At 60.9% G+C, this 25699-nt stretch carries 23 protein-coding genes and 1 pseudogene; 9 read left to right on the top strand and 15 right to left on the bottom strand.

The annotated features are described in order from the left end of the window. Positions 1 to 1353, bottom strand: coding sequence for a 3-oxoacyl-ACP reductase (locus EIY72_RS14340; protein WP_093226891.1), 1353 nt, complete (start codon positions 1351 to 1353; stop codon positions 1 to 3). A 176-nt stretch (positions 1354 to 1529) separates the two neighbouring features. Between EIY72_RS14340 and EIY72_RS14335 the strand changes: the two genes are divergently transcribed. After that, a complete protein-coding gene (locus EIY72_RS14335; RefSeq protein WP_093226890.1) occupies positions 1530 to 2807 on the top strand; it encodes an acetyl-CoA C-acetyltransferase in 1278 nt (425 codons plus the stop codon). Positions 2808 to 2866: 59 nt separating this feature from the next. Here EIY72_RS14335 and EIY72_RS30335 read toward each other — a convergent pair whose 3' ends face one another. Continuing rightward, positions 2867 to 3595 (bottom strand): methyl-accepting chemotaxis protein, encoded by a 729-nt coding sequence (locus EIY72_RS30335; protein WP_371315412.1) that lies wholly within the window; start codon positions 3593 to 3595, stop codon positions 2867 to 2869. Positions 3596 to 3724: 129 nt separating this feature from the next. After that, positions 3725 to 4813, bottom strand: a pseudogene (locus tag EIY72_RS30330) (cache domain-containing protein); the annotation flags it as partial. 458 nt (positions 4814 to 5271) lie between these two features. Between EIY72_RS30330 and EIY72_RS14325 the strand changes: the two are divergent. Further along, the gene (locus EIY72_RS14325) at positions 5272 to 6165 is read left to right on the top strand and encodes a PA4780 family RIO1-like protein kinase (RefSeq protein WP_093226888.1); all 894 of its coding nucleotides are present in this window, start codon (positions 5272 to 5274) and stop codon (positions 6163 to 6165) included. Positions 6166 to 6231: 66 nt separating this feature from the next. Here the strand turns inward: EIY72_RS14325 and cueR are convergent, their stop codons facing one another. The 3 genes from cueR to EIY72_RS14310 form a co-directional block, all read right to left on the bottom strand. Beyond that, on the bottom strand, positions 6232 to 6645 hold the full coding sequence (gene cueR / locus EIY72_RS14320) for a Cu(I)-responsive transcriptional regulator (protein WP_093226887.1): 414 nt from the start codon (positions 6643 to 6645) through the stop codon (positions 6232 to 6234). Beyond that, positions 6642 to 9035, bottom strand: a complete 2394-nt coding sequence (locus EIY72_RS14315; protein WP_093226886.1) for a heavy metal translocating P-type ATPase — start codon at positions 9033 to 9035, stop codon at positions 6642 to 6644. The genes cueR and EIY72_RS14315 overlap by 4 nt, the downstream gene beginning before the upstream one ends. A 191-nt stretch (positions 9036 to 9226) precedes the next feature. Beyond that, a complete protein-coding gene (locus EIY72_RS14310) occupies positions 9227 to 9613 on the bottom strand; it encodes a hypothetical protein (protein WP_093226885.1) in 387 nt (128 codons plus the stop codon). Positions 9614 to 9762: 149 nt separating this feature from the next. Here EIY72_RS14310 and EIY72_RS14305 point away from each other — a divergent pair, with 149 nt between their 5' ends. Both EIY72_RS14305 and EIY72_RS14300 read left to right on the top strand, forming a co-directional pair. Further along, on the top strand, positions 9763 to 9960 hold the full coding sequence (locus tag EIY72_RS14305) for a heavy-metal-associated domain-containing protein (protein WP_093226884.1): 198 nt from the start codon (positions 9763 to 9765) through the stop codon (positions 9958 to 9960). Positions 9961 to 10049: 89 nt separating this feature from the next. Continuing rightward, the gene (locus tag EIY72_RS14300; protein WP_093226883.1) at positions 10050 to 11246 is read left to right on the top strand and encodes a multidrug effflux MFS transporter; all 1197 of its coding nucleotides are present in this window, start codon (positions 10050 to 10052) and stop codon (positions 11244 to 11246) included. Between the two features lie 7 nt (positions 11247 to 11253). Here the strand turns inward: EIY72_RS14300 and EIY72_RS29940 are convergent, their stop codons facing one another. Then, positions 11254 to 11430, bottom strand: a complete 177-nt coding sequence (locus tag EIY72_RS29940; RefSeq protein WP_165939601.1) for a hypothetical protein — start codon at positions 11428 to 11430, stop codon at positions 11254 to 11256. A 237-nt stretch (positions 11431 to 11667) separates the two neighbouring features. Then, on the bottom strand, positions 11668 to 12681 hold the full coding sequence (locus EIY72_RS14295; RefSeq protein WP_093226882.1) for a zinc-binding alcohol dehydrogenase family protein: 1014 nt from the start codon (positions 12679 to 12681) through the stop codon (positions 11668 to 11670). 119 nt (positions 12682 to 12800) lie between these two features. Here EIY72_RS14295 and EIY72_RS14290 point away from each other — a divergent pair, with 119 nt between their 5' ends. Further along, the gene (locus tag EIY72_RS14290) at positions 12801 to 13730 is read left to right on the top strand and encodes a LysR family transcriptional regulator (protein WP_093226881.1); all 930 of its coding nucleotides are present in this window, start codon (positions 12801 to 12803) and stop codon (positions 13728 to 13730) included. Positions 13731 to 13860: 130 nt separating this feature from the next. After that, positions 13861 to 14595, top strand: a complete 735-nt coding sequence (locus tag EIY72_RS14285) for an ArsR/SmtB family transcription factor (RefSeq protein WP_093226880.1) — start codon at positions 13861 to 13863, stop codon at positions 14593 to 14595. 121 nt (positions 14596 to 14716) lie between these two features. Here EIY72_RS14285 and EIY72_RS14280 read toward each other — a convergent pair whose 3' ends face one another. Then, on the bottom strand, positions 14717 to 15670 hold the full coding sequence (locus tag EIY72_RS14280) for an adenosine deaminase (protein ID WP_093226879.1): 954 nt from the start codon (positions 15668 to 15670) through the stop codon (positions 14717 to 14719). Between the two features lie 83 nt (positions 15671 to 15753). After that, positions 15754 to 15918, bottom strand: a complete 165-nt coding sequence (locus tag EIY72_RS29935) for a hypothetical protein (RefSeq protein ID WP_157720948.1) — start codon at positions 15916 to 15918, stop codon at positions 15754 to 15756. Positions 15919 to 16212: 294 nt separating this feature from the next. Between EIY72_RS29935 and EIY72_RS14275 the strand changes: the two genes are divergently transcribed. Continuing rightward, complete coding sequence (locus EIY72_RS14275; RefSeq protein ID WP_093226877.1) at positions 16213 to 17301, top strand: calcium:cation antiporter; 1089 nt, start codon at positions 16213 to 16215, stop codon at positions 17299 to 17301. Positions 17302 to 17370: 69 nt separating this feature from the next. Here the strand turns inward: EIY72_RS14275 and EIY72_RS14270 are convergent, their stop codons facing one another. From EIY72_RS14270 to EIY72_RS14250, 5 genes are all read right to left on the bottom strand, one after another. After that, positions 17371 to 18729: an 8-oxoguanine deaminase gene (locus tag EIY72_RS14270; protein WP_093226876.1), complete on the bottom strand. Its 1359-nt coding sequence runs from the start codon at positions 18727 to 18729 to the stop codon at positions 17371 to 17373. 195 nt (positions 18730 to 18924) lie between these two features. Further along, positions 18925 to 19614 carry an SDR family oxidoreductase gene (locus EIY72_RS14265; protein WP_093226875.1) on the bottom strand — a complete coding sequence of 230 codons (690 nt, stop codon included), beginning with the start codon at positions 19612 to 19614 and terminating at the stop codon, positions 18925 to 18927. 512 nt (positions 19615 to 20126) lie between these two features. Continuing rightward, the gene (locus tag EIY72_RS14260; protein WP_093226874.1) at positions 20127 to 20708 is read right to left on the bottom strand and encodes an IMPACT family protein; all 582 of its coding nucleotides are present in this window, start codon (positions 20706 to 20708) and stop codon (positions 20127 to 20129) included. A gap of 6 nt (positions 20709 to 20714) precedes the next feature. Then, positions 20715 to 21365 (bottom strand): TetR/AcrR family transcriptional regulator, encoded by a 651-nt coding sequence (locus tag EIY72_RS14255; RefSeq protein ID WP_093226873.1) that lies wholly within the window; start codon positions 21363 to 21365, stop codon positions 20715 to 20717. A 117-nt stretch (positions 21366 to 21482) separates the two neighbouring features. Then, a complete protein-coding gene (locus tag EIY72_RS14250) occupies positions 21483 to 22403 on the bottom strand; it encodes a LysR family transcriptional regulator (RefSeq protein WP_093226872.1) in 921 nt (306 codons plus the stop codon). A 139-nt stretch (positions 22404 to 22542) separates the two neighbouring features. Between EIY72_RS14250 and aptA the strand changes: the two genes are divergently transcribed. Further along, a complete protein-coding gene (gene aptA / locus EIY72_RS14245; RefSeq protein WP_093226871.1) occupies positions 22543 to 23892 on the top strand; it encodes an omega-aminotransferase AptA in 1350 nt (449 codons plus the stop codon). Positions 23893 to 23966: 74 nt separating this feature from the next. Then, entirely contained in the window at positions 23967 to 25460 is a 1494-nt protein-coding gene (locus EIY72_RS14240) for a CoA-acylating methylmalonate-semialdehyde dehydrogenase (protein ID WP_093226870.1), read from the top strand. Positions 25461 to 25699 lie beyond the last annotated feature (239 nt).

Raw genomic sequence — 25699 nt, 5'->3', positions numbered from 1 at the left:
TCAGGCCCCCAGCACGCTTTGCCCGCAGACGCGCAACGCCTGGCCGGTGAAGGCGCCGGTGCCCGGTTGTGCAAGCCAGGCCACGGCTTCGGCGACGTCCTGTGGCAAACCGCCCTGGCCGAGTGAACTCATGCGCCGACCGGCCTCGCGCAAGCCGAACGGGATGTGCGCGGTCATCTGCGTTTCGATGAAGCCCGGCGCGACGGCGTTGATGCTGATGCCACGTTCATGCAGCAGCGGCGCCCAGGCTTGTGCCAGGCCGATCAGCCCGGCTTTGCTTGCCGCATAGTTGGTTTGCCCGCGATTGCCGGCGATGCCGCTGATGGACGCCAGCAGGATCACCCGGCCGTTGTCGTGCAGCGTGCCGTTGTCGAGCAGGGCCTTGGTCAGCACTTGTGGGGCGTTGAGGTTGACCGCCAGCACCGCGTCCCAGAATTCCGGGGTCATGTTGGCCAGGGTCTTGTCCCGGGTGATACCGGCATTGTGCACGACGATGTCGACGCCGTCGGGCAGGTGTTCGATCAATTGCGTGGCGGCGTCTTCGGCGCAGATGTCCAGGGTGATGCTGCGACCGCCAAGGCGTGCGGCCAGGGCTTCGAGGTCGGACTTGGCTGGCGGTACGTCGAGCAGGATGACCTCGGCGCCGTCCCGGGCCAGGGTTTCGGCAATGGACGCACCGATGCCGCGCGCCGCGCCGGTGACCAGGGCCTTGCGTCCGGCCAGTGGTCGCGTCCAGTCAGTCACTGGCGTCGCACAGGGCGTCAGGCGAATGACTTGCCCGGAGACGAAAGCGCTTTTCGGCGAGAGGAAAAACCGCAGCGGGCCTTCAAGCTGGTCCTCGGCGCCTTCGCCGACATAAATCAATTGCAGCGTGCCGCCGCTGCGCAACTCTTTGGCCAATGAGCGACTGAAACCCTCCAGCGCGCGCTGCGCACTGGCGGCGAATGGTTCGCGCAGGCTCTGCGGATCTCGGCCGAGAATCACCAGGTGCGCGCAGTGATCAAGGTTCTTGATCAGCGGCTGGAAGAACTCGCGCAACTGCTTGAGCTGATCGGTGTGCTGCAGGTCGCTGGCGTCGAACACCACGGCCTTGAGTTTCGGGCCGTGGCCGGGAATCCAGGCAGTCGCCATCGACGGTTCGGTGCCGTAGCTGTAGATCGCATCGGTCAGGCGGTTGGCGAAGGTGCCGACTTTTTCCGCCAACGGCCCGCCGCCGAGCAGCAGCGCGCCTTCCACGGGCCGCAACCGGCCGGCCTGCCAGCGTTCCAGCCGCGTGGGAGAGGGCAGCCCGAGGGCGCCGACCAGGCGATGGCCGAGGGACGAATTGGCGAAGTCGATATAGCGGTCAGACATGGAACGCGCTCCAGCTGCTGGGGTTCAAAGTGTGGACCACGAATGGCGATCAGTCGTTCGATCCGCGAGATAAGGCCTACGCTTGGTTACAGCAGCGTAGTTTGACCACGAGATTTTGTGTGACGACGCAACCCCTGTGGGAGCCGGTTCATATTCGACATTTTCAGGAGCGTTCCATGACTCAACTGCGTCGCGTCGCGATCATCGGTGGCAACCGGATTCCCTTTGCCCGTTCCAACGGCCCTTACGCCACGGCCAGCAACCAGGTGATGCTCACGGCCGCACTCGAAGGCCTGATCGAACGCTACAACCTGCATGGCCTGCGCATCGGCGAAGTGGTCGCCGGCGCCGTGCTCAAGTTGTCGCGGGATATGAACCTCACCCGTGAGTGCGTGCTGGGTTCACGGCTGTCGCCCGCTACCCCGGCCTACGACATCCAGCAGGCTTGTGGCACCGGACTGGAAGCGGCGTTGCTGGTGGCCAACAAGATTGCCTTGGGGCAGATCGAGTGCGGCATCGCCGGCGGCGTCGACACCACCTCGGATGCGCCGATCAGTGTCAGCGAAGGCCTGCGCAAGATTCTTCTGCAAGCCAACCGGTCCAAGACCACCGGTGACAAGCTCAAGGCTTTCCTGCAATTGCGCCCCAAACACTTGATCCCCGAGTTCCCGCGCAACGGTGAACCGCGGACCGGCTTGTCCATGGGCCAGCATTGCGAGTTGATGGCACAGACTTGGAGCATTCCCCGCGAAGCTCAGGATCAATTGGCATTGGAGAGCCATCAGAAACTGGCAGCCTCCTACGCCGAAGGCTGGCACAACGATCTGATGACGCCGTTCCTTGGTCTCACCCGCGACAACAATCTGCGCGCGGATTCGACCCTGGAGAAACTCGCCGCGCTCAAGCCTGCGTATGAGAAAAGCGCCAAGGGCACACTGACGGCGGGCAACTCCACACCGCTGACTGATGGCGCTTCATTGGTGTTGTTGGGCAGCGAAGAATGGGCGAAGGAGCGCGGCTTGCCGATTCTTGCCTATCTGCGCGACGGAGAAGCGGCAGCGGTGGATTTCGTCAATGGTGCGGAGGGGCTGTTGATGGCGCCGGTCTATGCCGTGCCACGTTTGCTGGCACGTAACGGGCTGACGTTGCAGGACTTTGATTACTACGAAATCCATGAGGCTTTCGCAGCGCAGGTCCTGTGTACGTTGAAGGCCTGGGAAGATCCGGAATATTGCAAGACACGCCTTGGCCTCGATGCACCGCTGGGTTCGATTGACCGCAGCAAGCTCAATGTCAAAGGCAGCTCATTGGCGGCGGGGCATCCGTTTGCCGCGACGGGCGGACGCATCGTGGCCAATCTGGCGAAGTTGCTCGATGTGGCCGGGAAGGGACGCGGGCTGGTGTCGATATGTGCGGCGGGCGGGCAGGGTGTGACCGCCATTATCGAACGCTGAATCATCGCCCTTGTGGGAGCAAGCTCGCTCCCACAAGGGTTTAAGGGTGACCTGACGAATCAGGTACGGAACCTGCGCACCAACCCGTCCAGCTCATTCGACAACCCGGCCAGGCTCTGCGAGTCCAGGCGCGCCGAGTTCGCCAGTTCTGCCACCAACTGCGCATCGCCATGAATCTGGCTGATGTGCCGGTTGATGTCCTCGGCCACCTGATGCTGTTGTTCCGCCGCCGTGGCGATCTGGGTGTTCATGTCACGAATCACGTCCACCGATTCGCGGATCTGCCCGAAGCTGCTGCGCGCTTCGCCGATGCGCGTCACCGATTGCTGCGAGACTTCCAGGCTCGCGTGCATCTGCTGGGTGACCTGGCTGGTGCGTTTGGCGAGGTTGCCCAGCAGCCCGTCGATTTCCGCCGTGGAGTCGGCCGTGCGTTTGGCCAGTGCCCGCACTTCATCGGCTACCACCGCGAAACCGCGACCCTGTTCACCGGCGCGTGCTGCTTCGATGGCGGCGTTCAACGCCAGCAGGTTGGTCTGTTCGGCGATCGAGCGAATGGTGCCGAGGATCGACTGGATGTCATTGCTGTCGCGTTCAAGCTGTTGCATCGACTGCGCCGATTGCTCGATTTCCTGGCTCAGGCGATCGACGCTGTTCACGGCCGCATCAATCTGTTGCTGACCTTCACGGGCCTGGCGCTGGCCGCTGTCAGCGGACTCGGCGGCCTGACTGCACGAGCGCGCAACCTCGTTGGCGGTGGCGACCATTTCGTGGAAGGCCGTGGACACCATGTCCACCGCTTCACGTTGACGCCCGGCGGCTTCGGCCATGTCGCTGGAGACCTGGGTCGAGCTTTTGGAGGTGGCGAGGATCTTGCCCGCTGCACCGCCAATGCTCTGGATCAGGCTGCGAATCGCGGTGAGGAACTGGTTGAACCAGTTGGCCAGTTGCGCGGTTTCGTCGCTGCCGCGGATTTGCAGGTTCTTGGTCAGGTCGCCTTCGCCCTGGGCGATGCCTTCCAGGCCATCGGCCACGCTGCGGATCGGACGCACGATGAGGCTGGCGAAGCTGGCGCCGACGATGGCGAAAATCACCGCCAGCACGGCGGCGATGACTGCGATCAGCCAGGTCAACTTGGTCGCGGTGCTCATCACATCGCTTTGCTTGATCAGGCCGATGAAGGTCCAGCCCAGTTGCTCCGACGGCCAGACGTTGGCCATGTAGCGCTCGCCATTGAGTTCGACTTCGAGCATGCCTTTGCCGGCCTTGGCCAGTTGTGCATAACCTTCGCCGAGGCTGCCCAGGGCCTTGAAGTTGTGCTCTGGTTGCTTCGGATCGACCAGCACGGTGCCGGTGTTTTCCAGGAGCATCAGGTAGCCGGACTCGCCCAGCTTGATCTGTTTGACCAGCTCGGTGAGTTGCTTGAGTGACACGTCAATGCTGACCACGCCGCCGTTGCTGCCCAGCTTGTTGTCGATGGTACGCACGGTGCTGACGTAGGACGTATCGTTCTCGGCCCAATAGTAGGCCTCGGTACGGAACGGCTTGCCCGGTTTGGCCTGCGCCGCCTTGTACCACGGCCGCTGGCGCGGGTCGTAGTTGCTCAGCTTGGCATCGTCGGGCCAGGACACGTAGCCGCCGGCCGCGGTGCCGAGAATGGCGTAGGCGTAGGAGGGGTGAGCGCTGCCCAGGTCCTGCAGGAAGCCGAAGATCTTTTTGTCCATCTCGCCTTGCGGGACGCTTTCGGCGTTGGCCGCCATGTAGGTTTTCAGGCTGTCGTCGGAGTTCTTGATCAGCGGCTGATGGGCCAGGTATTCGACGTTCTGGCTGATGCCGTCAAAGAACAGTTGCATGGCATTGCTGACCTGGCGAATTTCGCGACCGCTGCTGTCGACGAATTCATCCTTGGCATCACTGCGCAGGTTCAGCACAACGAGGGTGGCGACCAGCACCACGGGCAAGCAGGCGATGATTGCAAACGCCCAGGTCAACTTCTGTTTGATGTTCATCCGCGCTCCAGATTTTCTTGTAGGCCCACGCAGTGCAGATGACTCGCGGTTTATTGGCAGCCGTAAACGTTCTTGGTCATTCCCGATCCTTGAGGGCGACGTCGCCGTTCTTGGGGCGGCGATTGTCGGACAAATCTTTTTTGTCACTCAGGGCTTCGGCTGTTGTCGGAGGAAATTGAGGCTCGTTTGGAAAAATCCTACGGAAGGTATTAACCCGGGAATCAGCTTCTGCCCGAAACGCCCACGGCAGCGCCATCGGCGCGCGATGGCCGCTCGGCTATGCTCTTTTCGGCCCGTGATGGGCCGCAGAATCCGGAGGGCGGAATCCGGCACAGTGTGTGCTTCTTTTGGCACAAGGCCGTATTCATAGGTCGGCCCCCCCTCCCACCCGTGAGTGGATTGCCGTATAACGAATGACTTTCGCGTGTTTGGTAATAAAGGACCCACAATAAAAGCTGATGAAGACTCCAAAACGCATTGAACCCCTGATCGAGGACGGTCTGGTCGACGAGGTGCTGCGCCCACTCATGAGTGGTAAAGAAGCAGCTGTTTATGTGGTGCGCTGCGGCAACGAGTTACGTTGCGCGAAGGTCTACAAGGAGGCGAATAAACGCAGTTTTCGTCAGGCGGCCGAGTATCAGGAAGGCCGCAAGGTGCGCAACAGCCGTCAGGCCCGGGCGATGGCCAAGGGCTCCAAGTTTGGTCGCAAGGAAACCGAAGACGCCTGGCAGAACGCCGAAGTGGCGGCCTTGTTCCGCCTGGCCAATGCCGGTGTTCGCGTGCCCAAGCCGTTCGACTTCCTCGAAGGCGTGCTGCTCATGGAGCTGGTGGCCGATGAGTACGGTGATGCCGCGCCGCGTCTGAACGATGTGGTGCTGGAACCGGATCAGGCTCGCGAGTATCACGCCTACCTGATTTCCCAGATCGTGCTGATGTTGTGTACCGGTCTGGTGCACGGTGACCTGTCCGAATTCAACGTGCTGCTGACCCCGACCGGCCCGGTGATCATCGACCTGCCGCAAGCGGTGGATGCGGCGGGCAACAACCACGCGTTCAGCATGCTCGAGCGGGACGTCGGCAACATGGCGTCCTACTTCGGCCGGTTCGCACCTGAGTTGAAGAAGACCCGCTACGCCAAGGAAATGTGGGCCCTGTACGAGGCCGGCACCTTGCACCCGGCCAGCGTCCTGACCGGCGAGTTCGCCGAGCCGGAAGAGCTGGCGGATGTCGGCGGGATCATGCGCGAGATCGAGGCTGCACGCCTGGATGAAGAACGTCGGCAAGCGGCGCGCTCGGCGGACGACGCGCCACCGGGCAAGGCCGAGGAACCGCCTCCGCCGTGGATGCAGTGATCGGATAAAAAAACCGGCTTCGGCCGGTTTTTTTGTGTGCAACGCCCCACAGGGGCGGGTGTTCAGTCAGGTGCGTGCGACTGCCGAACAACACCCCGATTCAAGATTCTTGAGAATCGGACAATCCGGCCGATGATCGCCCTGGCAGTGTTCAACCAGGTCCTGCAAGGTGTCGCGCAGTTGCTCCAGTTCACGAATCTTCTGGTTCAACTCATCGATATGCTGGCGCGCCAATGCCTTCACATCGGCACTGGCACGCTGTCGGTCCTGCCACAGGGTCAGCAACTTGCCGACCTCCTCCAGGGAAAAACCCAGGTCCCGCGAACGCTTGATGAAGGCCAGCGTGTGCAGGTCGTCATCGCCGTAGATCCGGTAGCCGCTGTCAGTGCGGTGGGCGGTCTTGAGCAAACCGATGGACTCGTAATAACGGATCATCTTTGCGCTCAGGCCGCTGTGGCGGGCCGCTTGGCCGATGTTCATCGGTTGTCCTCCAGGTCCTTGGGTTTCCAGGTTTTCAACAGTAACGCATTACTCACCACGCTCACGCTCGACAGCGCCATGGCCGCACCGGCGAGCACCGGGTTGAGGAAACCGAACACCGCCAGCGGAATACCGATCAGGTTGTAAACGAAGGCCCAGAACAGGTTTTGGCGGATCTTCGCGTAGGTTTTGCGGCTGATCTCCAATGCCGCCGGCACCAGGCGCGGATCGCCACGCATCAGGGTGATCCCGGCCGCATGCATGGCCACGTCCGTACCGCCGCCCATGGCAATGCCGATGTCGGCGGCGGCGAGGGCCGGGGCGTCGTTGATGCCATCGCCGACCATGGCGACCACGCCGGTCTTTTTCAGCGCGGCAACGGTGGCGGCCTTGTCGGCGGGCAACACCTCGGCGTACACATCCTTGATCCCCAGTGCCTGGGCGACCACCTTGGCACTGCCGCGGTTGTCGCCGGTCAGCAGGTGACTGCTGATGTCCCGTGCGCCGAGTTGTTGCACGGCTTGCAAGGCGCCGGGCTTGAGGGTGTCACCGAAGGCGAACAGGCCAAGCACGCGTGATTCGGGACTTTGTTCGATCAGCCAGGACAGGGTTCGGCCTTCGCTTTCCCAAGCGGCAGCCGATTCGGCCAACGGACCTGCGCTCAAACCGCTTTCTTCCAGCAGGCGTCGATTGCCCAGCGCCAGGCGGCGTCCGGCCAGAGTCCCGGCGATGCCGCGTCCGGTCAGGGACTGGCTGGCGCTGACATTGGCCACGTTCAAACCACGCTCGGTGCAGGCGTCCAGCACGGCCTTGGCCAACGGATGCTCGCTGCCGCGTTGCAGCGCACCGGCCAGTTGCAACAGGCTGGCTTCGTCACCGTCGAGGGCGCTCAAGTGGGCGATTCGCGGGGTGCCCGAGGTCAGGGTGCCGGTCTTGTCGAACACCACCGCGCTGACTTCATGGGCGCGCTCCAGTGCCTCGGCGTCCTTGATCAGAATCCCGTAGCGCGCCGCCACACCGGTGCCGGCCATGATCGCCGTCGGCGTTGCCAGGCCCAGTGCGCAAGGGCAGGCGATCACCAGTACGGCCACGGCATTGATCAGCGCGGTTTCAATCGGTGCGCCATACAGCCACCAACCGATCAGTGTGGCCAGGGCGATCAACAGCACGGTGGGCACGAACACCTGGCTGACTTTATCCACCAGTTTCTGAATCGGTGCTTTCGCCGCTTGCGCGTCTTCCACCAGGCGGATGATCCGCGCCAGCACAGTTTCCGCACCGAGGGCCTGGGTGCACACGAGCAAGCGGCCTTCGCCATTGATGGCGCCGCCGGTGACCTTGTCGCCGGGTTGCTTGGGCACCGGCAGGCTTTCACCGCTGATCAGCGCTTCGTCGGCGTGGCTCTGGCCGTCGACCACTTCGCCGTCCACCGGAAAACGCTCGCCGGGTTTGACCATCACCAGATCGCCGAGGCGCAAAGCGCTGATCGCGACGTCTTGCTCGCGACCGTCAATCACTTGAATCGCCCGTTCGGGGCGCAGGGCTTCGAGGGCGCGGATGGCACTGGCAGTCTGGCGCTTGGCGCGGCTTTCCAGGTATTTGCCCAGCAGGACCAGGGCAATCACCACCGCCGAGGCCTCGAAGTACAGGTGTGGCATGCGCCCGGCAGCGGTGGCCCACTCATAAAGGCTCAGGCCGTAACCGGCGCTGGTGCCCAAGGCAACCAGCAAGTCCATGTTGCCAGAACCGGCGCGCACGGCTTTCCACGCCGCCACATAGAACCGCGCGCCAAAGATGAATTGCACCGGCGTGGCCAAGGCAAATTGCGCCCAGGCCGGCAGCATCCAGTGCACGTCGAAGGGCTGCAACAGCATTGGCAGGACCAGTGGCAAGGCGAGGGCGATGGCCGCCAGCATTGCCCAGCGCTCACGCTGCAGGCGTTGTTGCTGTTGGTCGGTTTGTGGATGCTCGGCTTCATGGACGCGAGCGGAGTAGCCGGCTTTGGTGACGGCGGCGATCAAGGTTTGCGCGTCGACCTGACCGAGCAACTCAAGGTGCGCTCGCTCGTTGGCCAGATTGACGCTGACACGCTGTACCCCGGCGACCTTGCCCAGGGCTCGCTCGACGCGACCCACACAAGAGGCACAGGTCATGCCTTCGATGGTCAGTTCCAGACTGTGCTGGGGAACGCTGTATCCGGCTTTCTCGACGGCTTCCATCAATGCCGGCAGGCTGTCACTGGGGGCCTGGACCCGGGCCTGTTCCGTGGCAAGATTGACACTCACGGCGCTGGCACCGGTGACTTTGCTCAAGGCCCGCTCGACCCGACCGACGCAACTGGCGCAGGTCATGCCGGCAATGGGCAGGTCGAAGGTGGTGGAATCGGACATCGGTCGTACTCCCTGTAGTGGATGACCACAGGATCAACCTTGCCATGCTGGCAAGGTCAAGCACCAATGCTTATTTGCCGCAAATCCCCTGTAGGAGCGAGCATGCTCGCGATGGCGTCGTGCAGTCGATTCAATGCCGTATGACACACCGCGATCGCGAGCATGCTCGCTCCTACAGGTGGGAGGGTGCATCAGTAACCCAGGCCCGTACGCTTGAGGTACATCCCTTCCTGGGTCATCGCGATACGGTATTTCAGGATATCCCCAGCCTTGAGCACTATGTCCTGCGAGCCCGGCGCGAGCATGCCGGCGTTGCAGCCCGGTGCCTGGCCCGGCAGCAATTTGAGGCGCAGCGAGACTCTGCCTGGCGGCAGGTTGAACGAGGTGCTTTGCTCCTGGAACAAACGCGCCGCGAGTTGATCCTGGATATATACGCCGATTTCGCAGGAGGTGGCGACTTCCAGGCGCTCGCGGGAAATGATCAGCACGCCGTAATCCTGAGCACTGGCGGCATGGGCCGAGGGCAAGGCGGCGATGAGGCTGAGGAAGCCAAACAGGCTGAAAGCTGACCAGCGCATGGCTGAATCTCCTGAGTTCAAGTCATTGATGTTCGCAGCTTGGCCGAGCCCGACGACGATTGCCAGCCCGGCAGTTAACGGCAGAACTTGACCTTGCCATGGTGGCAAGCTCGACACTGGGTTCAACCCTCGGAAAAAGGAGTCGTTCCATGCAAGTGTTCAACGTTGAAGGCATGTCTTGCGGTCATTGCGTGCGGGCCATCACCCAGGCGGTTCAGGCCAGGGATCCGGCCGCCAGTGTGCGGGTCGATCTGGCCGCCAAAGAGGTGGGCGTCGAGAGCGCACTGACCGCCGAGCAGGTGATCGAAGCGATCAGCGAAGAAGGTTATGGCATCAAGCTCGTCTGATTTTTAATAGTTAGCGAGCTATCGGAATGTTCAAGGCGTCCAGGCGCGGCTAGACTGTCGGGCTGCCGACTCTGTCCACTGGATGCCTGATGAACTTCCGTACCATTCTTATTCTTGGCGCACTGAGCGCCTTCGGTCCCCTGGCGATCGATTTCTATTTACCGGCCTTCCCGGCCATGGCATTGGCCTTCGGCACCGACGAAAAACACGTTCAGATGACGTTGGCGGCGTACTTCCTCGGCCTGTCCATCGGTCAACTGGCCTATGGTCCGGTAGCGGATCGTTTCGGTCGGCGCATTCCGTTGCTGGTTGGCGTGGGGCTATTCACGCTCGCCTCCCTGGCGTGCGCCTATGCACCAAACCTCGAATGGTTGATCGCTGCGCGCTTTGTGCAGGCATTGGGTGGCTGTGCGGGGATGGTGATTTCCCGGGCGGTGGTCAGCGACAAATGCGATGCGGTGGGTTCGGCGAAAGTCTTTTCGCAATTGATGCTGGTGATGGGGCTGGCACCGATTCTTGCGCCATTGCTCGGCGGGTTGCTGGTCAATACAGCAGGCTGGCAATCGATCTTCCTCGCGTTGACTGGCTTCAGTGCACTGGCGGGGTTGGCGGTGGCGACGGGGCTGCCAGAGAGTTTGCCGGCGCATATTGCGCGTCAGCCGCTGTCGGGGGCGTTGCGTCAGTACGGACGGTTGTTGGCTGACCCGGTGTTTCTCGGCCATGCCTTGACCGGCGGCATCGCCATCGCCGGGATGTTTGCCTACATCGCCGGTTCACCTTTCATCATCATCAAGCTGTATGGCGTTCCCGCTGAGCATTTTGGCTGGTTGTTCGGCACCAATGCCGCAGGCTTCATTCTTGTGGCGCAAGTCAACGCACGGCTGTTGGCCAAGCGCGGACCGGCCTTCTTGCTGGCGCGCGCGGTGTGGGTCTATCTGGCGGCCGCATTGACCTTGCTGGCTGTCAGCGCTTTGCACCCGGCGCATTTGTGGCCATTGCTGATCCCATTATTCATTTGCATCGCCAGCCTCGGCTGCATCAGCCCCAACGCCGCAGCTTGCGCAATGAGCGGGCAGGGCGCACGGGCCGGCAGCGCGTCGGCGCTGCTCGGTTGTCTGCAATTCAGCGTGGCGGCCGGCGCGTCAGCACTGGTGGGCGTGTTGCACGACGGCAGCGCGGTGCCGATGGCGATGGTCATCAGCCTGTGCGGGATCTTCGTCGTGAGCGCAGCAATGCTCACCCGGCGTATTCAGAACACCCGGGCCATTGCGCAAGCGCAGGTATAGGCGGGCGTCAGCCGGCGGCGCGTTGTGGCTGCTGGAGAATGGGAAGGGTGTGGGGCGCCTGGATGCGGGCTTCGAGGGTGCGGGTAAAGGCGCGGGCTTCATCTTCACTGCGGAACGTCACAGCATGTTGATCCAGGCGCACTTGCCACTGGGACTTTGCCAATTCTTTTATCAGGATCTTCATAGCTGATCTCCTCTCGTAAAAGACGTCATGCAAAAGGGTGCCTCGCAGGAAATTCGAGTGTAGACCTCTATACGATCGTTATTGTGACAAGGGTCATCCGTCAGACTGACGGTTTGTAACAAAAGTAATCGCAGGCTTCGAAGGCACTTTCAGAGTTCGATGTACGTCCCGGACGCACATGGAAAAACTCAATGCCGACCCAGCCTGCGATTATTTTTATGCCGGTTCCCTGATTTTTCAGAACCCTTCCAGCACAATCTTGCCTTTGGATTTTCCACTTTCCAGTAGCGCATGGGCACGGCGCAGATTGGCCGCATTGATGGTGCCGAAGTGCTCACCGAGGGTGGTCTTCAAGGTGCCGGCATCGATCAGTTCGGCGACGCGGTTGAGCAGGTTGTGCTGTTCGATCATGTCCGCGGTTTCGAACAGCGAACGGGTGTACATGAACTCCCAGTGCAACGACAGGCTCTTGCGTTTGAGCTTGGTCACGTCCAGCGATTTCGGGTCGTCGATCAGCGCCAGCTTGCCCTGAGGCGCCAGTGCCTCGACCAGTTGATCCAGGTGCTGATCGGTCTGGGTCAAACTGGCGACGTGGGTGACCTGATCAACACCGGCCTGCTTGAGTGCTTCGCTCAAAGGCTGGCTGTGATCGACCACCAGGTCGGCCCCCAGTGCTTTCACCCAGTCATGGGTTTGCGGACGTGAGGCGGTGCCGATGACTTTCAGACCGGTCAGCTGTTTGGCCAGTTGCGTGAGGATCGAACCTACGCCACCCGCTGCGCCGACGATCAACAGGCTCTGCCCTGCATCGCGCTGACCTTCGGCAATCTGCAGGCGCTCGAACAGCAGTTCCCACGCAGTGATGGCGGTCAGTGGCAGGGCGGCGGCCTCGGCGAATCCGAGGGACTTCGGCATGTGGCCGACGATGCGCTCGTCCACCACATGCAATTCGCTGTTGCCGCCGGCGCGGGCGATGGAGCCGGCGTAGAACACTTTGTCACCGGCCTTGAACAGGGTGACGTCACGGCCCACAGACTTGACCACGCCGGCCACGTCCCAGCCCAGCACTTTGGCCGCACCCTTTTCCGGCTGGACGTTCTGGCGCACCTTGGTGTCCACCGGGTTGACCGAGATGGCTTTGACTTCAACCAGCAGGTCGCGAGGCCCGGCAACCGGTTCCGACAACTCGATATCCTGCAGGGCTTTGTCGTCGCTGATTGGCAGCGAGGCGTAGTAGGCAATGGCTTTCATGAAAGGGCTCCGCAAACAGATTGGTTTCGATGAGACAGATGATTAGCTATTTCTCGTGAAGATAAAACCGGCTAAAACAGCAGTCTCTTTCAATATTTTTTTGATAATCGAGGCTTCAAATGTTGCGTTTCGATGACTTGCAGTTGTTTGTCCGGGCGGCGGATCTTGGGAGTCTGTCGGCGGCGGCGCGGGGCATGGACATGTCGGCGGCGGTGGCCAGCGCAGCGTTGAAGCGCATCGAGCAGCAACTCGGCGTGCGCTTGTTGGCCCGCTCGACCCGCAGTTTGCGTTTGACCGCCGAGGGTGAAGGTTTTCTGGAGTACGCCCGCTCTGCGCTGAGTAACCTCGACGAGGGGCGGCGCTGGCTGGCCAGCGGCCAGGATCAGGTCAGCGGCATTCTGCAACTGTCGGCGCCATCGGACTTCGGGCGCAACTTGCTGCTGCCGTGGCTCGATGAGTTCCAGCGCGAACACCCCAAACTCACCGTGCGCCTGTTGCTGGGCGATCGCATTGCCGACCTGTTCCGTCAACCCGTGGATATCGCCCTGCGCTATGGCGAGCCAGAGGACTCCAGCCTGGTGGCGCTGCCCGTCGCGCCGCACAACCGCCGCGTGCTGTGTGCGGCGCCAAGCTATCTCGACCGGTGTGGCGAGCCTCGGCAGCTGGAACAGCTGGCGCAGCATAATTGCCTGCTGTACATGCTCGGCAGTCGGGTGCACGACCACTGGAGTTTCCATGATGGCAAACGCGAAGTCAGTCTGACGGTCAGCGGTGATCGTTTCAGTGACGATGCCGATGTCGTGCGTTTGTGGGCTGTGGCGGGAGCCGGGATCGCCTACAAATCCTGGCTCGACGTGGCAGCGGATGTACTCGCCGGGCGTTTGAGGGTGCTGATGCCGGAGCTGCTGTGTGAGCGAGCACCGCTGAATTTGTTATTCGCCCATCGCGCGCAGTTGAGTAAACCCGTGAATCTTTTGCGGCAGATGCTTGCCAGCCGATGTGCTCGTCTGAGCAGTCAATACCCGGGTTTGCGCGACAGTGATCATTAGTCGCAGCAAAAAAGCGAAATTTCACTCAGCAACCATCACCTCCAACGCCGGGTGGAGGACAGGAACCGGCGATCATCGCGCATATACTAGCGCCCGCCTTATGCGCAACGATTCAACAGGGAGTGAATACATGGAACATGCACCTTGCATCAGTCAGATCGCCACACTGCTGGCTGACCCAAAGCGCAGCGCAATGATGTGGGCCTTGATGGATGGCTCGGCACGAGCGGCAGAAGATGTGGCATTGGCGGTTGGCGTGTCACCGTCTTCAGCCAGCGCACACCTGGGACGGCTGTACGCCGGTGGATTGTTGAAGGTCGAAAACCGCGGACGAAAGCGATTTTTTAGATTGGCCGCTCCCGAGATCGGAACCGCGATAGAAGCGCTGGCCAGTGCGACCATTGCCAGTACGCCTCAGGATATTCACGCCGAACTCAAGCACGACTTCCCGCTGGTCAAGCCCCGGACCAAACGATCGGCGCTGCTCAGTGCGCGTCCGTGCGAGGATCATCTGGGCGGTAAATTGGCCGTTGATCTGTTTCAGCGCTTGCTGGACATGGGCTGGATCGAGCGGTTCGATCAGCGGGTAGCGGTCACCTTCAAGGGGGCCAGCGAGTTGGCACAGCGAGGGGTCTATATCCAGGCCTTGGCCCATCGTAATGCGCAGGTTGCCTGTGCGTGCCCGGACTGGAGCGAAAGACGCCCACACCTGGGCGGGGCGTTGGGCGCCGCGTTGCTGCAGCTGTTCATGCAGTCCGGCTGGCTCACGCTGACGGGCGATTCGCGAGCCATGCAGGTCACCGTTACCGGGTTATGCGAGATTCAGCGTTTTGCCAAGGCCCCCGAAGTGGAAGTGGCCTTCTAACACTGTTCCTGTTGGGCGCGGCTTGGTGCAGGAGGCGTTCCGACGATGGCGTCATCCCGTTCAACAATGCTGCTGAACCGAATGACGCCTCGCCGGCAAGTCCACGTCTACCGCTGTGTGTTCAGGGTTTTACCAGTCGTGCATCCAGGCTGTTCTGCGCCAGGCGTTTGGCCTGGTCCTGGGTCATGCCCAGGTGAGTGTGCAGGGCGTGGAAGTTCTCCGTGACATAACCGCCAAAATACGCCGGGTCGTCCGAATTCACCGTGACTTTGACACCACGCTCCAGCATGTCGAGGATGTTGTGTTGCGACATGTGGTCGAACACGCAGAGCTTGGTGTTGGACAGCGGGCACACGGTCAGCGGGATCTGCTCGTCGATGATCCGCTGCATCAGGCGCTCGTCTTCGATGGCGCGAACACCATGGTCGATACGCTGGATTTTCAGCAGGTCGATGGCTTCCCAAATGTACTCGGGCGGGCCTTCTTCACCGGCGTGGGCCACGGTCAGGAAACCTTCGTGACGGGCACGCTCGAACACGCGCTGGAATTTGCTCGGCGGGTGCCCCATCTCGGAGCTGTCCAGGCCGACGGCGACAAAGGCATCGCGGAACGGCAGGGCTTGATCAAGGGTTTTCTGCGCTTCGTCTTCGCTCAGGTGACGCAGGAAGCTGAGGATCAAACCGCTGGTGATGCCCAGTTGCTGCTCGCCATCCTTCAGTGCGGCGGCGATGCCGTTGAGCACCACTTCAAAGGGAATTCCGCGGTCGGTATGGGTCTGCGGATCGAAGAACGGCTCGGTGTGAATCACGTTCTGTTCTTTGCAGCGCAGGAGGTACGCCCAGGTCAGGTCATAGAAATCCTGCGAAGTGCGCAGCACATCGGCACCCTGGTAATACAGGTCGAGAAACTCTTGCAGGTTGTTGAAGGCGTAGGCCTTGCGCAAGGTTTCGACGTCGCTCCACGGCAGGGCGATCTTGTTGCGCTCGGCCAGGGCGAACAGCAGCTCGGGCTCCAGCGAGCCTTCCAGGTGCAGGTGCAGTTCTGCCTTGGGCAGGGCATTGAGCCATTCGTACATGTTTTAGAATCTCATCAGGTGCAATGGCCGCCATTCTACAGATGCTCGCGGCAACTATTGATAAAACCTGACCGGGTGGTTCATCACTTCGACTTGGGTCCGAAGTTCGCCATGTCGGTGGCATAGCCCACGGCATACACGACGGTTTGCTTGTCGAGGTTGAGTCCGGCGTTGATCCACAGGCCGACAGCCAAACCGATGGCCGCGATCATGGCGCAAAGCAGTGTCTTCGACGGACGTTTGTGCATGAAGTGGAACTCCGTTTTTGTTGTGAGGCGGGTCGGCCCTTCGGGCGTGCAGGGAGCAATGCAAATGGCTGACCAAAAGCACAAGCAACGGCTTGAAATCGAGGAGACGCCTTCGCGAGCAGGCTCACTCCCGCAAAGGCGTCGCAGATCTTTAGCTGCCGCGTTGCTGGCGATGGCGCACTCCGGTGCGCTTAAGCTTCTGCCTGCCTGTCCGTGGTGCGCTAAGGTGTAACGAAACGTTAGTGCCGCCCCGCAGTCAGTAGCTCATTCGCACTCTTCGGCAAAAGGCCCGCCATGCTCACAATCTTCAAGCAAGAAAGCTTCCTGCTGCTGGCACTGATCGCTGCGTGCGTGGCCTATCCGCTGGAGCACTGGATGCTGCACAGTGGCCAGCTCATTGCGTTGATCAGTGGGCTGGTATTGATCCTGTTCATTGTCGCCGCCTCCATGCGCGTGGCCCATCAGGCCGAGCTGCTTGCGGAAAAAGTCGGTGACCCCTACGGCACCATGATCCTGACCCTGGCCGCCGTGCTGGTGGAAGTGGTGATCCTGGCGATCATGATGAGCAACGAGGCTTCACCGACCCTGGTGCGCGACACCATCTATTCGGCCGTGATGCTCGACATCAACGGTATCCTCGGGTTGGCGGCCTTGATGGGTGGGCTCAAACACGGCGAGCAGTCCTACAACGATGACTCGGCACGCAGTTACAGCGTGATGATCCTCACCGCCATGGGTGTCTCGATGGTGGTGCCGGAGTTCATTCCCGAAGCGAATTGGAAGCTCTACTCAGCCTTCACCATCGGCGCGATGGTGGTGCTGTATGCGTTGTTCCTGCGTATGCAGGTCGGGCCGCACAGCTACTTCTTCAGCTATAGCTACCCGGACAAACGCCGTCGCAAGGAACCTGGCGAAGAGCCTCAGCCGGTCAATCTGCTGCTGAGCATCGGCATTCTGGTGTTTGGTGTGGTGGTGATTGGCGCGTTGGCTGAGGTGATGTCCAAGACCCTTGATCTGGGTCTGGAAGGAACGGGGGCACCGCCGGTGATCACGGCGATTCTGGTCGCGGCGATATCGGCGGCGCCGGAGATTCTGACCGCATTGCGCGCGGCGCTGGCCAATCGCATGCAGTCGGTGGTCAATATCGCCATGGGCGCGTCGTTGTCGACGGTGATCCTGACGGTGCCGGTGATGGAGGCCATGGCGCTCTATACCGGCCAGCCATTCCAGATGGCGATGACCCCGGTGCAGACAGTGATGGTCTTCATTACCCTGATCGTCAGCGCGATCAACCTCAATGACGGCGAAACCAATGCCATCGAGGGCATGACCCACTTTGTGCTGTTTGCGACTTTCATCATGTTGTCGCTGCTGGGCCTGTAAACAGCATCGCCAGCAAGCCGGCTTCTGCAAATGCAATCAGGGAGCCGGCTTGATGGCGATGGCGTCAGGTCAGACGCCGGCGATCAACTGCCGCGCCGCCTGGCTGTGATCGGCAATCAAGCCTTTGAGATCGAGCCCTTCGACCTGACCGTCGATCACCCGCCACTGGCCGCCGACCATCACCCGATCCGCACGATCGGCGCCACACAGCAGTAGCGCCGATACCGGGTCATGGCTGCCGGAGAAGCGCAGCTCATCCAGCTTGAACAATGCCAGGTCGGCCTGTTTGCCTACCGCCAGTTCGCCGATGTCGGTACGGCCCAGCAGACTGGCCGAGCCCTTGGTCGCCCAGCCGAGCACGCGTTCCGGAGTGATTTTTTCCGCGCCGTAACGCAGGCGCTGGATGTACAGGGCCTGACGTGTTTCGAGCATCATGTTCGAGGCATCGTTGGAGGCTGAACCATCCACACCGAGGCCAAGCAGGGCACCGGCGTCGGTCAGTTCGATGCTGGGGCAGATACCCGACGCCAGGCGCATGTTTGAACTCGGGCAGTGGCAAATGCCGGTGCCGGCAGCGCCGAGGCGGGTGATTTCGTCCGGGTTGAAGTGAATGCCGTGGGCCAGCCAGGTGCGCGGGCCGAGCCAGCCGACACTGTCCAGATAATCCACGGTACGCAGGCCGAAGCGTTGCAGGCAGAAGTCTTCTTCGTCGAGGGTTTCTGCCAGGTGAGTGTGCAGGCGCACGTCGAGTTTGTTCGCCAATTCGGCGCTGGCCGCCATGATTTCCGGGGTCACCGAGAACGGTGAGCAGGGTGCCAGGGCGATCTGGATTTGTGCCCCGTCACCGCGCTCGTGGTATTCGGCGATCAAGCGCTGACTGTCGGCGAGGATCACTTCGCCTTCCTGCACGGTTTGCTGCGGCGGCAGGCCACCGTCCTTTTCGCCGAGACTCATCGAGCCGCGGGTGAGCATGGCGCGCATGCCCAGTTCGCGAACGCTCTCGACCTGCACGTCAATGGCGTTTTCCAGGCCTTCGGGGAACAGGTAGTGGTGATCGGCGGCGGTGGTGCAACCGGACAGCAGCAGTTCGGCCAGCGCGACCTTGGTGGCGAGGGCGAGTTTTTCCGGAGTCAGGCGCGCCCAGACCGGGTACAGGGTTTTCAGCCACGGGAACAGCGGCTGGTTGACCACCGGCGCCCAGGCGCGAGTCAGGGTTTGATAAAAGTGATGATGGGTGTTGATCAGCCCGGGCAGGATCACGTGCTCGCGGGCATCGAAGACTTCATTGCAGGGTGCCGATGGTTGTTGGCCAACACCGAGCACTTCGACGATCAGACCGTCTTGCAGCACTAGGCCGCCACGGGCATCAAGACCGTTGGCAGTGAAAATGGCGAGGGGGTTTTTTAACCAGGTACGGGTCGCGGGCATGGTGCCGGCTCCTCTGAAAATAGGGTTCAGGGTTGCCAGCTCAGTGTTGCCCTGTCTGCTGATCCAGGTTCGCCGGGGAGGCGAGGCGGGGAAGTTTCAAGCAAATCGCCGCGATGGGCAAGCTCACCCCGACAGGCAGATGCAAACGTCCCTTGTAGGAGCGAGCAAGCCGGCCCCTACAAGAGAGTGGTGGTGTTACCAGGGAATGGTTTCACCCCGGTAGTTGATGAAGTGATGCCCACCCTTGCCGGCATACGCATTCACTTGATCGATCAACCCGCGAGTGCTGGTCTCTACGTCAATATCAGCACCTTCACCGCCCATGTCGGTTTTTACCCAGCCCGGATGCAGCGACAGCACGGTGAGTGCCGGTTCACCCAATTGGGTGACGAAGCTGTTGGTCATGGAGTTCAAGGCAGCCTTGCTGGCCTTGTACAACGCCAGTTCCGGAGCATCGGGCATGGTCACGCTGCCGAGCACGGAACTCATGAACGCCAGCACGCCGGTTTGCGGGCGGATCTGCCCGACGAAGTATTGCGCCAGGTTGATCGGTGCCACGGCATTGGTGAAAAACAGCTGACCGACGTCTGCCATCGTCGCACCGCCGTTCGGCGTTTGAACATCGGGTCCTTTGACCCCGGCGTTGACGAACAACAGGTCAAACACCTGGCCCTTGAGTCGCTGGTTCAGATCGATGACGGCCTGTTGGTCGTCCATGTCGAGTTTTTCGATTTGTACTTTGCCCAAGGCGTCCAAGGCTTGGGCGTTTTGCGGATTGCGCACGGTGGCGGTGACTTGCCAGCTATCAGCCAGCAGGGTTTTCACCAGGCCGAGGCCAAGACCGCGGGATGCGCCGATGATCAGTGCTGATTTTGTCGTAGGCATGCAGGGCTTCCTTGAAAATGGTGAGTGATGAATGCAAAGGATCGCGAGCATTGTGCCTATGCTGCATCCCCCGGTAGCAGGCGTCGAGCCTGATGTGGGTGGGTAGAGGTCTTTTGACCAGCAAGCATTCGGCTGATAGGGCTGCGGTTTCGCTCGTCCACAGCTGGTCAAAAAATGAACAATGACCGCCGGGCCATGCCGGGCATGGTGCCGGGCTGACCATGAACGGGTTATCCACAGATTGCTCCACAGTATTTGTGCGCAAGCCGAAATCTCGGGCATAAGCGCTGGGCGGCTTTCTTCTAAAGGCGATAAACCGCTGTAACTGTTTGTTTTTACATGGGTTTGATGTTTTCGACTGCGAATTGGACGAAAATTGAGCAAAGTCCGCAAAGCCGCATGACAGAAGGGTTACAGGCGTATGTGCTCAGGTTATCCACAGCCGGGTGCACAGCAGATGTGGGCAAAAGTGCAATCAGTGGAAAAGTGCTGCGCCGCAAAAAAGTCGCTGACTAGCGCTGCAGCAAAATCCGGCCGCGACTTAAATCGGCGAGTTGTGATTGCAGCGTGTCGATCTGTGCTTCGCCGACTGCCAATTGCAAGTCGACACCGTTGGCGGTGAACGCCTCTTCGCTGACCAAACCTCCGGCTTCGACCACCCGCAGCTTCACCAGGGCCAGTTCGGCAAATCCACATGTGCATCGCAGCGGCACCCGGCTGATCAGTTCAACCTTCGGTGCTGCCTGCAGGCATTTGTTGGCGCCACCACCGTATGCTCGGGCCAGGCCGCCGGTGCCCAGTTGAATACCGCCATACCAGCGAATCACCAGCACAACGACCTGGTCGCAATCCTGCGCCTCGATGGCCGCCAGAATCGGCCGACCTGCGGTGCCGCCAGGTTCGCCGTCGTCGGTGCTGCGGTACTGATCGCCGAGCTTCCATGCCCAGCAGTTGTGCGTGGCATTCAGGTCGCTGTGCTGGGCGATGAACGCCTGGGCGTCGGCCGGGCTTTCGATCGGCGCGGCGAAGGTGATGAAGCGACTTTTGCGAATCTCTTCGCGGTATTCGCAAAAACCGCTGAGGGTAAAAGGCATAAGGTCTTAGATGGCAGGTGTCAGGCCGCAGCCCTTGAGAATGATCCGGATCAGGTTGTTGCCGGCGTCTTCCATGTCTTGTTTGGTCAATTTGCTGCGCCCGGTGACGCGGCAGATTTGCGTGGCGAAGTCAGCGTAGTGTTGGGTGCTGCCCCACAGCAGGAAGATCAGGTGCACGGGGTCGACCGGGTCCATTTTACCGGCCTCGATCCAGGCCTGGAACACGCCCGCGCGGCCCTGGAACCAGGCGCGGTAGTCCTGGTTGAAGTACTCGGTCAGGCATTCGCCGCCGCTGATCACTTCCATGGCAAAAATGCGCGAGGCCTGCGGCTGGCGTCGGGAAAACTCCATTTTGGCGCGAATGTAGCGGGTCAGCGCTTCGGCAGGATCGTCTTCGGCCGTGAGGGTGTTGAAGGTGCTGTCCCACAATTGAAGGATGTTGCTCAGCACCGCCACGTACAACCCGAGCTTGTTGGTGAAGTAGTAGTGCAGGTTGGCCTTGGGCAGCCCGGCATTCTGGGCGATGGTATTCATGCTGGTGCCCTTGAACCCGTGACGGGCAAACTCGTCTTCGGCGGCCTTGATGATGGTCTCTTCGTTTTTCTGACGAATGCGGCTGGCGGGTCTGCCGCCGTGGGCTGGGACTTCAAGGGACATAAGCGCTTCCGAACGGGTGGGTGGGACGGCCTGTGCGTTGATAGCGCACCCTCCGGATTCAGACAAGCCTTTGCAGCATAAATCCGCAACGCCCTGTCTCCCGGCAACGGGTGTTTTTCAGCGAGTGGCTGCCAGGCTGTCGAGAAAACTTTCCAGCACCAGATGCGGACGACGCCCCTTGCGGGTCACTGAGGCGAGACTCAGGTCATAAAAGCGCGCCTTGGGTTTCAGGGCGCGCAATCGGCCTTGCTGCACCCAGAGGCTGGCGTAGTGATCCGGCAGGTAACCTATATAGCGCCCGGTCAGGATCAGGAATGCCATGCCTTCGCGGTCTGAAGCGCTGGCCGTGCAATTGAGCGCCTGGTAATGCGCCTGGATGTCCGCCGGCAAGCGGAACGTCGGAGCGATGGCGTCCTGAGCGTTCAGGCGCTCGTCATCCAGTTGCTTGTCATCGACGTAAAACAACGGATGGCCCACTGCGCAATACAGCAGTGAGCGCTCGCTGTACAAAGGCTGGTACTCCAGACCCGACAACGCGCTGGCCTGCGGCACTACGCCGACGTGCAAGCGACCATCGAGCACGCCTTGTTCGACTTCATTGGGCGCGATCATGCGGATCTGGATCTGCACGTCCGGCCCGCGTTCCTTCAACTGCGCCAAGGCGTGGGTGATGCGCATGTGGGGGAGGGTGACGAGGTTGTCGGTCAAACCGATGATCAGTTCGCCACGCAGATGCTGGTGCAAGCCGTTGACCTCAGTACGGAAACTTTCCAGCGCACTTAACAGTTGCAAGGCCGACTGATAGACCTCGCGACCTTCCTCGGTCAGGGAAAATCCGGCACGCCCGCGTTGGCAAAGACGCAAGCCGAGGCGTTGCTCCAGGTCGCTCATCTGTTGGCTGATTGCGGAGCGGCCGATGCCCAGTACGGTTTCCGCCGCAGAGAAACCACCGCACTCCACCACGCTGCGAAAAATTCGCAGCAGGCGAATATCAAAGTCACTGACCTGGGCCAGCGGATCGGGGCGGCGGGTACTCATGCGGGTTACTCGATAGTTTAGTAGGTGGCTGACTGAACATTAGAAAAGTTGCATTTCACCGACTTTATCGCCGTGGCAACTTAGCTGCAACTCCGGTTTTCAATTCCTGAACCGCTCATTGCCTTGCGAGGTTTTGCTCATGAACATGCCTGAAAACGCGTCGTCGCCACTGGCCAGCCAACTGAAGTTGGACGCCCACTGGATGCCGTACACCGCCAACCGTAACTTTCAGCGCGACCCACGCCTGATCGTCGGCGCGGAAGGCAGCTGGCTGATCGATGACAAAGGCCGCAAGGTGTATGACTCGCTGTCCGGTCTGTGGACCTGCGGCGCCGGTCATACTCGCAAGGAAATCCAGGAAGCGGTGGCCAAGCAGCTGGGCACCCTCGATTACTCGCCGGGCTTCCAGTACGGTCACCCGCTGTCGTTCCAGCTGGCCGAGAAAATCACCGAGCTGACCCCGGGTAACCTGAACCACGTGTTCTTCACCGACTCGGGCTCCGAGTGTGCCGACACTGCAGTGAAAATGGTGCGTGCCTACTGGCGTCTGAAAGGCCAGTCGACCAAGACCAAGATGATCGGTCGTGCCCGCGGCTACCACGGCGTGAACATCGCCGGTACCAGCCTTGGTGGTGTGAACGGCAACCGCAAACTGTTCGGTCAGGCGATGATGGACGTCGATCACCTGCCGCACACCCTGCTGGCCAGCAACGCCTACTCGCGCGGCATGCCGGAACAGGGCGGTATCGCTCTGGCTGACGAACTGCTCAAGCTGATCGAGCTGCACGATGCGTCGAACATTGCAGCTGTGTTCGTTGAGCCACTGGCCGGTTCCGCTGGCGTACTGGTTCCGCCTCAGGGTTACCTGAAGCGTCTGCGCGAAATCTGCGACCAGCACAACATTCTGCTGGTGTTCGACGAAGTGATCACCGGTTTCGGCCGTACCGGCACCATGTTCGGCGCCACCACTTTCGGCGTGACCCCGGACCTGATGTGCATCGCCAAGCAAGTCACCAACGGTGCCATTCCGATGGGCGCGGTGATCGCCAGCTCCGAGATCTACCAGACCTTCATGAACCAGGCCACCCCTGAGTACGCAGTGGAATTCCCCCACGGCTACACCTATTCCGCTCACCCGGTGGCTTGCGCCGCGGGCCTGGCAGCACTCGATCTGCTGCAAAAGGAAAACCTGGTGCAGAGCGTGGCTGAAGTCGCGCCGCACTTCGAAAATGCGCTGCACGGCCTGAAAGGCACGAAGAACATCATCGACATCCGTAACTACGGCCTGGCCGGTGCGATCCAGATCGCCCCACGTGACGGCGACGCGATCGTGCGTCCGTTCGAAGCGGGCATGGCGTTGTGGAAAGCCGGGTTCTACGTGCGCTTCGGCGGCGACACCCTGCAGTTCGGCCCAACCTTCAACAGCAAGCCGCAAGACCTGGATCGTCTGTTCGACGCCGTCGGCGAAGTGCTGAGCAAGATCGACTGATTTCTCCTTCTATATAGCTATAAAAAACGGGCGCTCGGAATCGGGCGCCTGTGGACAACTTTTCAGGAGCTTCCATGAGCGTTATCCCGCATTTGATCAATGGCGAACTGGTGACCGAGAACGGTCGCGCAGTCGATGTGTTCAACCCGTCGACCGGTCAGGCCATTCACAAGCTGCCGCTGGCCACCCGCGAAACCATCCAGAGCGCCATTGATGCTGCCAAGGCGGCGTTCCCGGCCTGGCGCAATACTCCTGCGGCCAAGCGTGCCCAGGTGATGTTCCGCTTCAAGCAACTGCTGGAGCAGAACGAAGCGCGTATCTCCCAGCTGATCAGCGAAGAGCATGGCAAGACGCTGGAAGACGCTGCCGGTGAACTGAAGCGCGGTATCGAGAACGTCGAGTTCGCTTGCGCAGCGCCGGAAATCCTCAAGGGCGAATACAGCCGTAACGTCGGCCCGAACATTGATGCCTGGTCCGATTTCCAGCCGCTGGGCGTAGTGGCCGGTATCACCCCGTTCAACTTCCCGGCGATGGTGCCGTTGTGGATGTATCCACTGGCCATCGTTTGCGGCAACTGCTTCATCCTCAAGCCGTCCGAGCGTGATCCAAGCTCGACGCTGCTGATTGCCCAGTTGCTGCTTGAAGCCGGTTTGCCAAAAGGCGTACTGAGCGTGGTGCACGGTGACAAGACGGCCGTTGACGCGCTGATCGAAGCGCCAGAGGTCAAGGCACTGAGCTTCGTCGGTTCGACGCCGATTGCCGAGTACATCTATTCCGAAGGCACCAAGCGCGGCAAGCGCGTTCAGGCACTGGGTGGAGCGAAGAACCACGCCGTGCTGATGCCGGATGCGGACCTGGATAACGCCGTCAGCGCCTTGATGGGTGCAGCTTATGGCTCTTGCGGTGAGCGCTGCATGGCGATTTCCGTGGCTGTGTGCGTCGGTGACCAGGTGGCGGATGCCCTGGTGGCCAAACTGGTGCCACAAATCAAGGCACTGAAAATCGGTGCAGGCACCAGCTGCGGTCTGGACATGGGGCCTTTGGTTACCGGTCAGGCGCGTGACAAGGTCAGCGGTTATGTGGAAGACGGCGTTGCTGCCGGTGCGAAGCTGGTGGTGGACGGTCGCGGTCTGACCGTAGCCGGTCATGAGGAAGGTTTCTTCCTGGGTGGCTGCCTGTTCGACAACGTCACCCCAGAGATGCGCATCTATAAGGAAGAGATCTTCGGGCCGGTGTTGTGCATCGTCCGGGTGAACAGCCTGGAAGAAGCCATGCAGCTGATCAACGATCACGAATACGGTAATGGCACCTGCATCTTCACCCGTGACGGTGAGGCAGCACGCCTGTTCTGTGACGAGATCGAAGTGGGCATGGTTGGCGTCAACGTACCGTTGCCGGTGCCGGTGGCTTACCACAGCTTTGGTGGCTGGAAGCGTTCGCTGTTCGGCGACCTGCATGCCTACGGGCCGGATGGTGTGCGTTTCTACACCCGCCGCAAAGCCATCACCCAGCGCTGGCCTCAGCGTGCCAGCCACGAAGCATCGCAGTTCGCCTTTCCTAGCTTGTAATAAGTAGAAGGCCAGGAAGGCCGGCCCCTTGGGGCCGGCCTTCGCGTTTCCGGGGTTTTTTTGACCGATATGACAGAAATATGAAATTACCTGTTGACGGCAGATTTCAGATGTCTATAATTCGCCCCACTTCCGGCGCAGTCGAAACGGAAAACTCCTTGGTAAACAAAGAGTTACGCAGTTTTCGGCAGTAGGTTGCTTCAGTTCATCGAAGCCTGGAAGGAGTTGAAAGAGTGGTG

The organism is Pseudomonas vancouverensis (genome assembly GCF_004348895.1).
GTDB classification, from domain to species: Bacteria; Pseudomonadota; Gammaproteobacteria; order Pseudomonadales; family Pseudomonadaceae; genus Aquipseudomonas; species Aquipseudomonas vancouverensis.
The sequence above is the reverse complement of the archived record's forward strand: the minus strand, read 5'-3'. Positions and strand labels throughout refer to the sequence as shown.

Excerpts from the sequence above, each read along its gene's own strand:
- EIY72_RS14340 (WP_093226891.1), bottom strand. The coding sequence starts at position 1,353 with ATGTCTGACCGCTATATCGACTTCGCCAATTCGTCCCTCGGCCATCGC.
- EIY72_RS14335 (WP_093226890.1), top strand. The coding sequence starts at position 1,530 with ATGACTCAACTGCGTCGCGTCGCGATCATCGGTGGCAACCGGATTCCC.
- EIY72_RS30335 (WP_371315412.1), bottom strand. The coding sequence starts at position 3,595 with ATGGTGTCCACGGCCTTCCACGAAATGGTCGCCACCGCCAACGAGGTT.
- EIY72_RS14325 (WP_093226888.1), top strand. The coding sequence starts at position 5,272 with ATGAAGACTCCAAAACGCATTGAACCCCTGATCGAGGACGGTCTGGTC.
- cueR (WP_093226887.1), bottom strand. The coding sequence starts at position 6,645 with ATGAACATCGGCCAAGCGGCCCGCCACAGCGGCCTGAGCGCAAAGATG.
- EIY72_RS14315 (WP_093226886.1), bottom strand. The coding sequence starts at position 9,035 with ATGTCCGATTCCACCACCTTCGACCTGCCCATTGCCGGCATGACCTGC.
- EIY72_RS14310 (WP_093226885.1), bottom strand. The coding sequence starts at position 9,613 with ATGCGCTGGTCAGCTTTCAGCCTGTTTGGCTTCCTCAGCCTCATCGCC.
- EIY72_RS14305 (WP_093226884.1), top strand. The coding sequence starts at position 9,763 with ATGCAAGTGTTCAACGTTGAAGGCATGTCTTGCGGTCATTGCGTGCGG.
- EIY72_RS14300 (WP_093226883.1), top strand. The coding sequence starts at position 10,050 with ATGAACTTCCGTACCATTCTTATTCTTGGCGCACTGAGCGCCTTCGGT.
- EIY72_RS29940 (WP_165939601.1), bottom strand. The coding sequence starts at position 11,430 with ATGAAGATCCTGATAAAAGAATTGGCAAAGTCCCAGTGGCAAGTGCGC.
- EIY72_RS14295 (WP_093226882.1), bottom strand. The coding sequence starts at position 12,681 with ATGAAAGCCATTGCCTACTACGCCTCGCTGCCAATCAGCGACGACAAA.
- EIY72_RS14290 (WP_093226881.1), top strand. The coding sequence starts at position 12,801 with ATGTTGCGTTTCGATGACTTGCAGTTGTTTGTCCGGGCGGCGGATCTT.
- EIY72_RS14285 (WP_093226880.1), top strand. The coding sequence starts at position 13,861 with ATGGAACATGCACCTTGCATCAGTCAGATCGCCACACTGCTGGCTGAC.
- EIY72_RS14280 (WP_093226879.1), bottom strand. The coding sequence starts at position 15,670 with ATGTACGAATGGCTCAATGCCCTGCCCAAGGCAGAACTGCACCTGCAC.
- EIY72_RS29935 (WP_157720948.1), bottom strand. The coding sequence starts at position 15,918 with ATGCACAAACGTCCGTCGAAGACACTGCTTTGCGCCATGATCGCGGCC.
- EIY72_RS14275 (WP_093226877.1), top strand. The coding sequence starts at position 16,213 with ATGCTCACAATCTTCAAGCAAGAAAGCTTCCTGCTGCTGGCACTGATC.
- EIY72_RS14270 (WP_093226876.1), bottom strand. The coding sequence starts at position 18,729 with ATGCCCGCGACCCGTACCTGGTTAAAAAACCCCCTCGCCATTTTCACT.
- EIY72_RS14265 (WP_093226875.1), bottom strand. The coding sequence starts at position 19,614 with ATGCCTACGACAAAATCAGCACTGATCATCGGCGCATCCCGCGGTCTT.
- EIY72_RS14260 (WP_093226874.1), bottom strand. The coding sequence starts at position 20,708 with ATGCCTTTTACCCTCAGCGGTTTTTGCGAATACCGCGAAGAGATTCGC.
- EIY72_RS14255 (WP_093226873.1), bottom strand. The coding sequence starts at position 21,365 with ATGTCCCTTGAAGTCCCAGCCCACGGCGGCAGACCCGCCAGCCGCATT.
- EIY72_RS14250 (WP_093226872.1), bottom strand. The coding sequence starts at position 22,403 with ATGAGTACCCGCCGCCCCGATCCGCTGGCCCAGGTCAGTGACTTTGAT.
- aptA (WP_093226871.1), top strand. The coding sequence starts at position 22,543 with ATGAACATGCCTGAAAACGCGTCGTCGCCACTGGCCAGCCAACTGAAG.
- EIY72_RS14240 (WP_093226870.1), top strand. The coding sequence starts at position 23,967 with ATGAGCGTTATCCCGCATTTGATCAATGGCGAACTGGTGACCGAGAAC.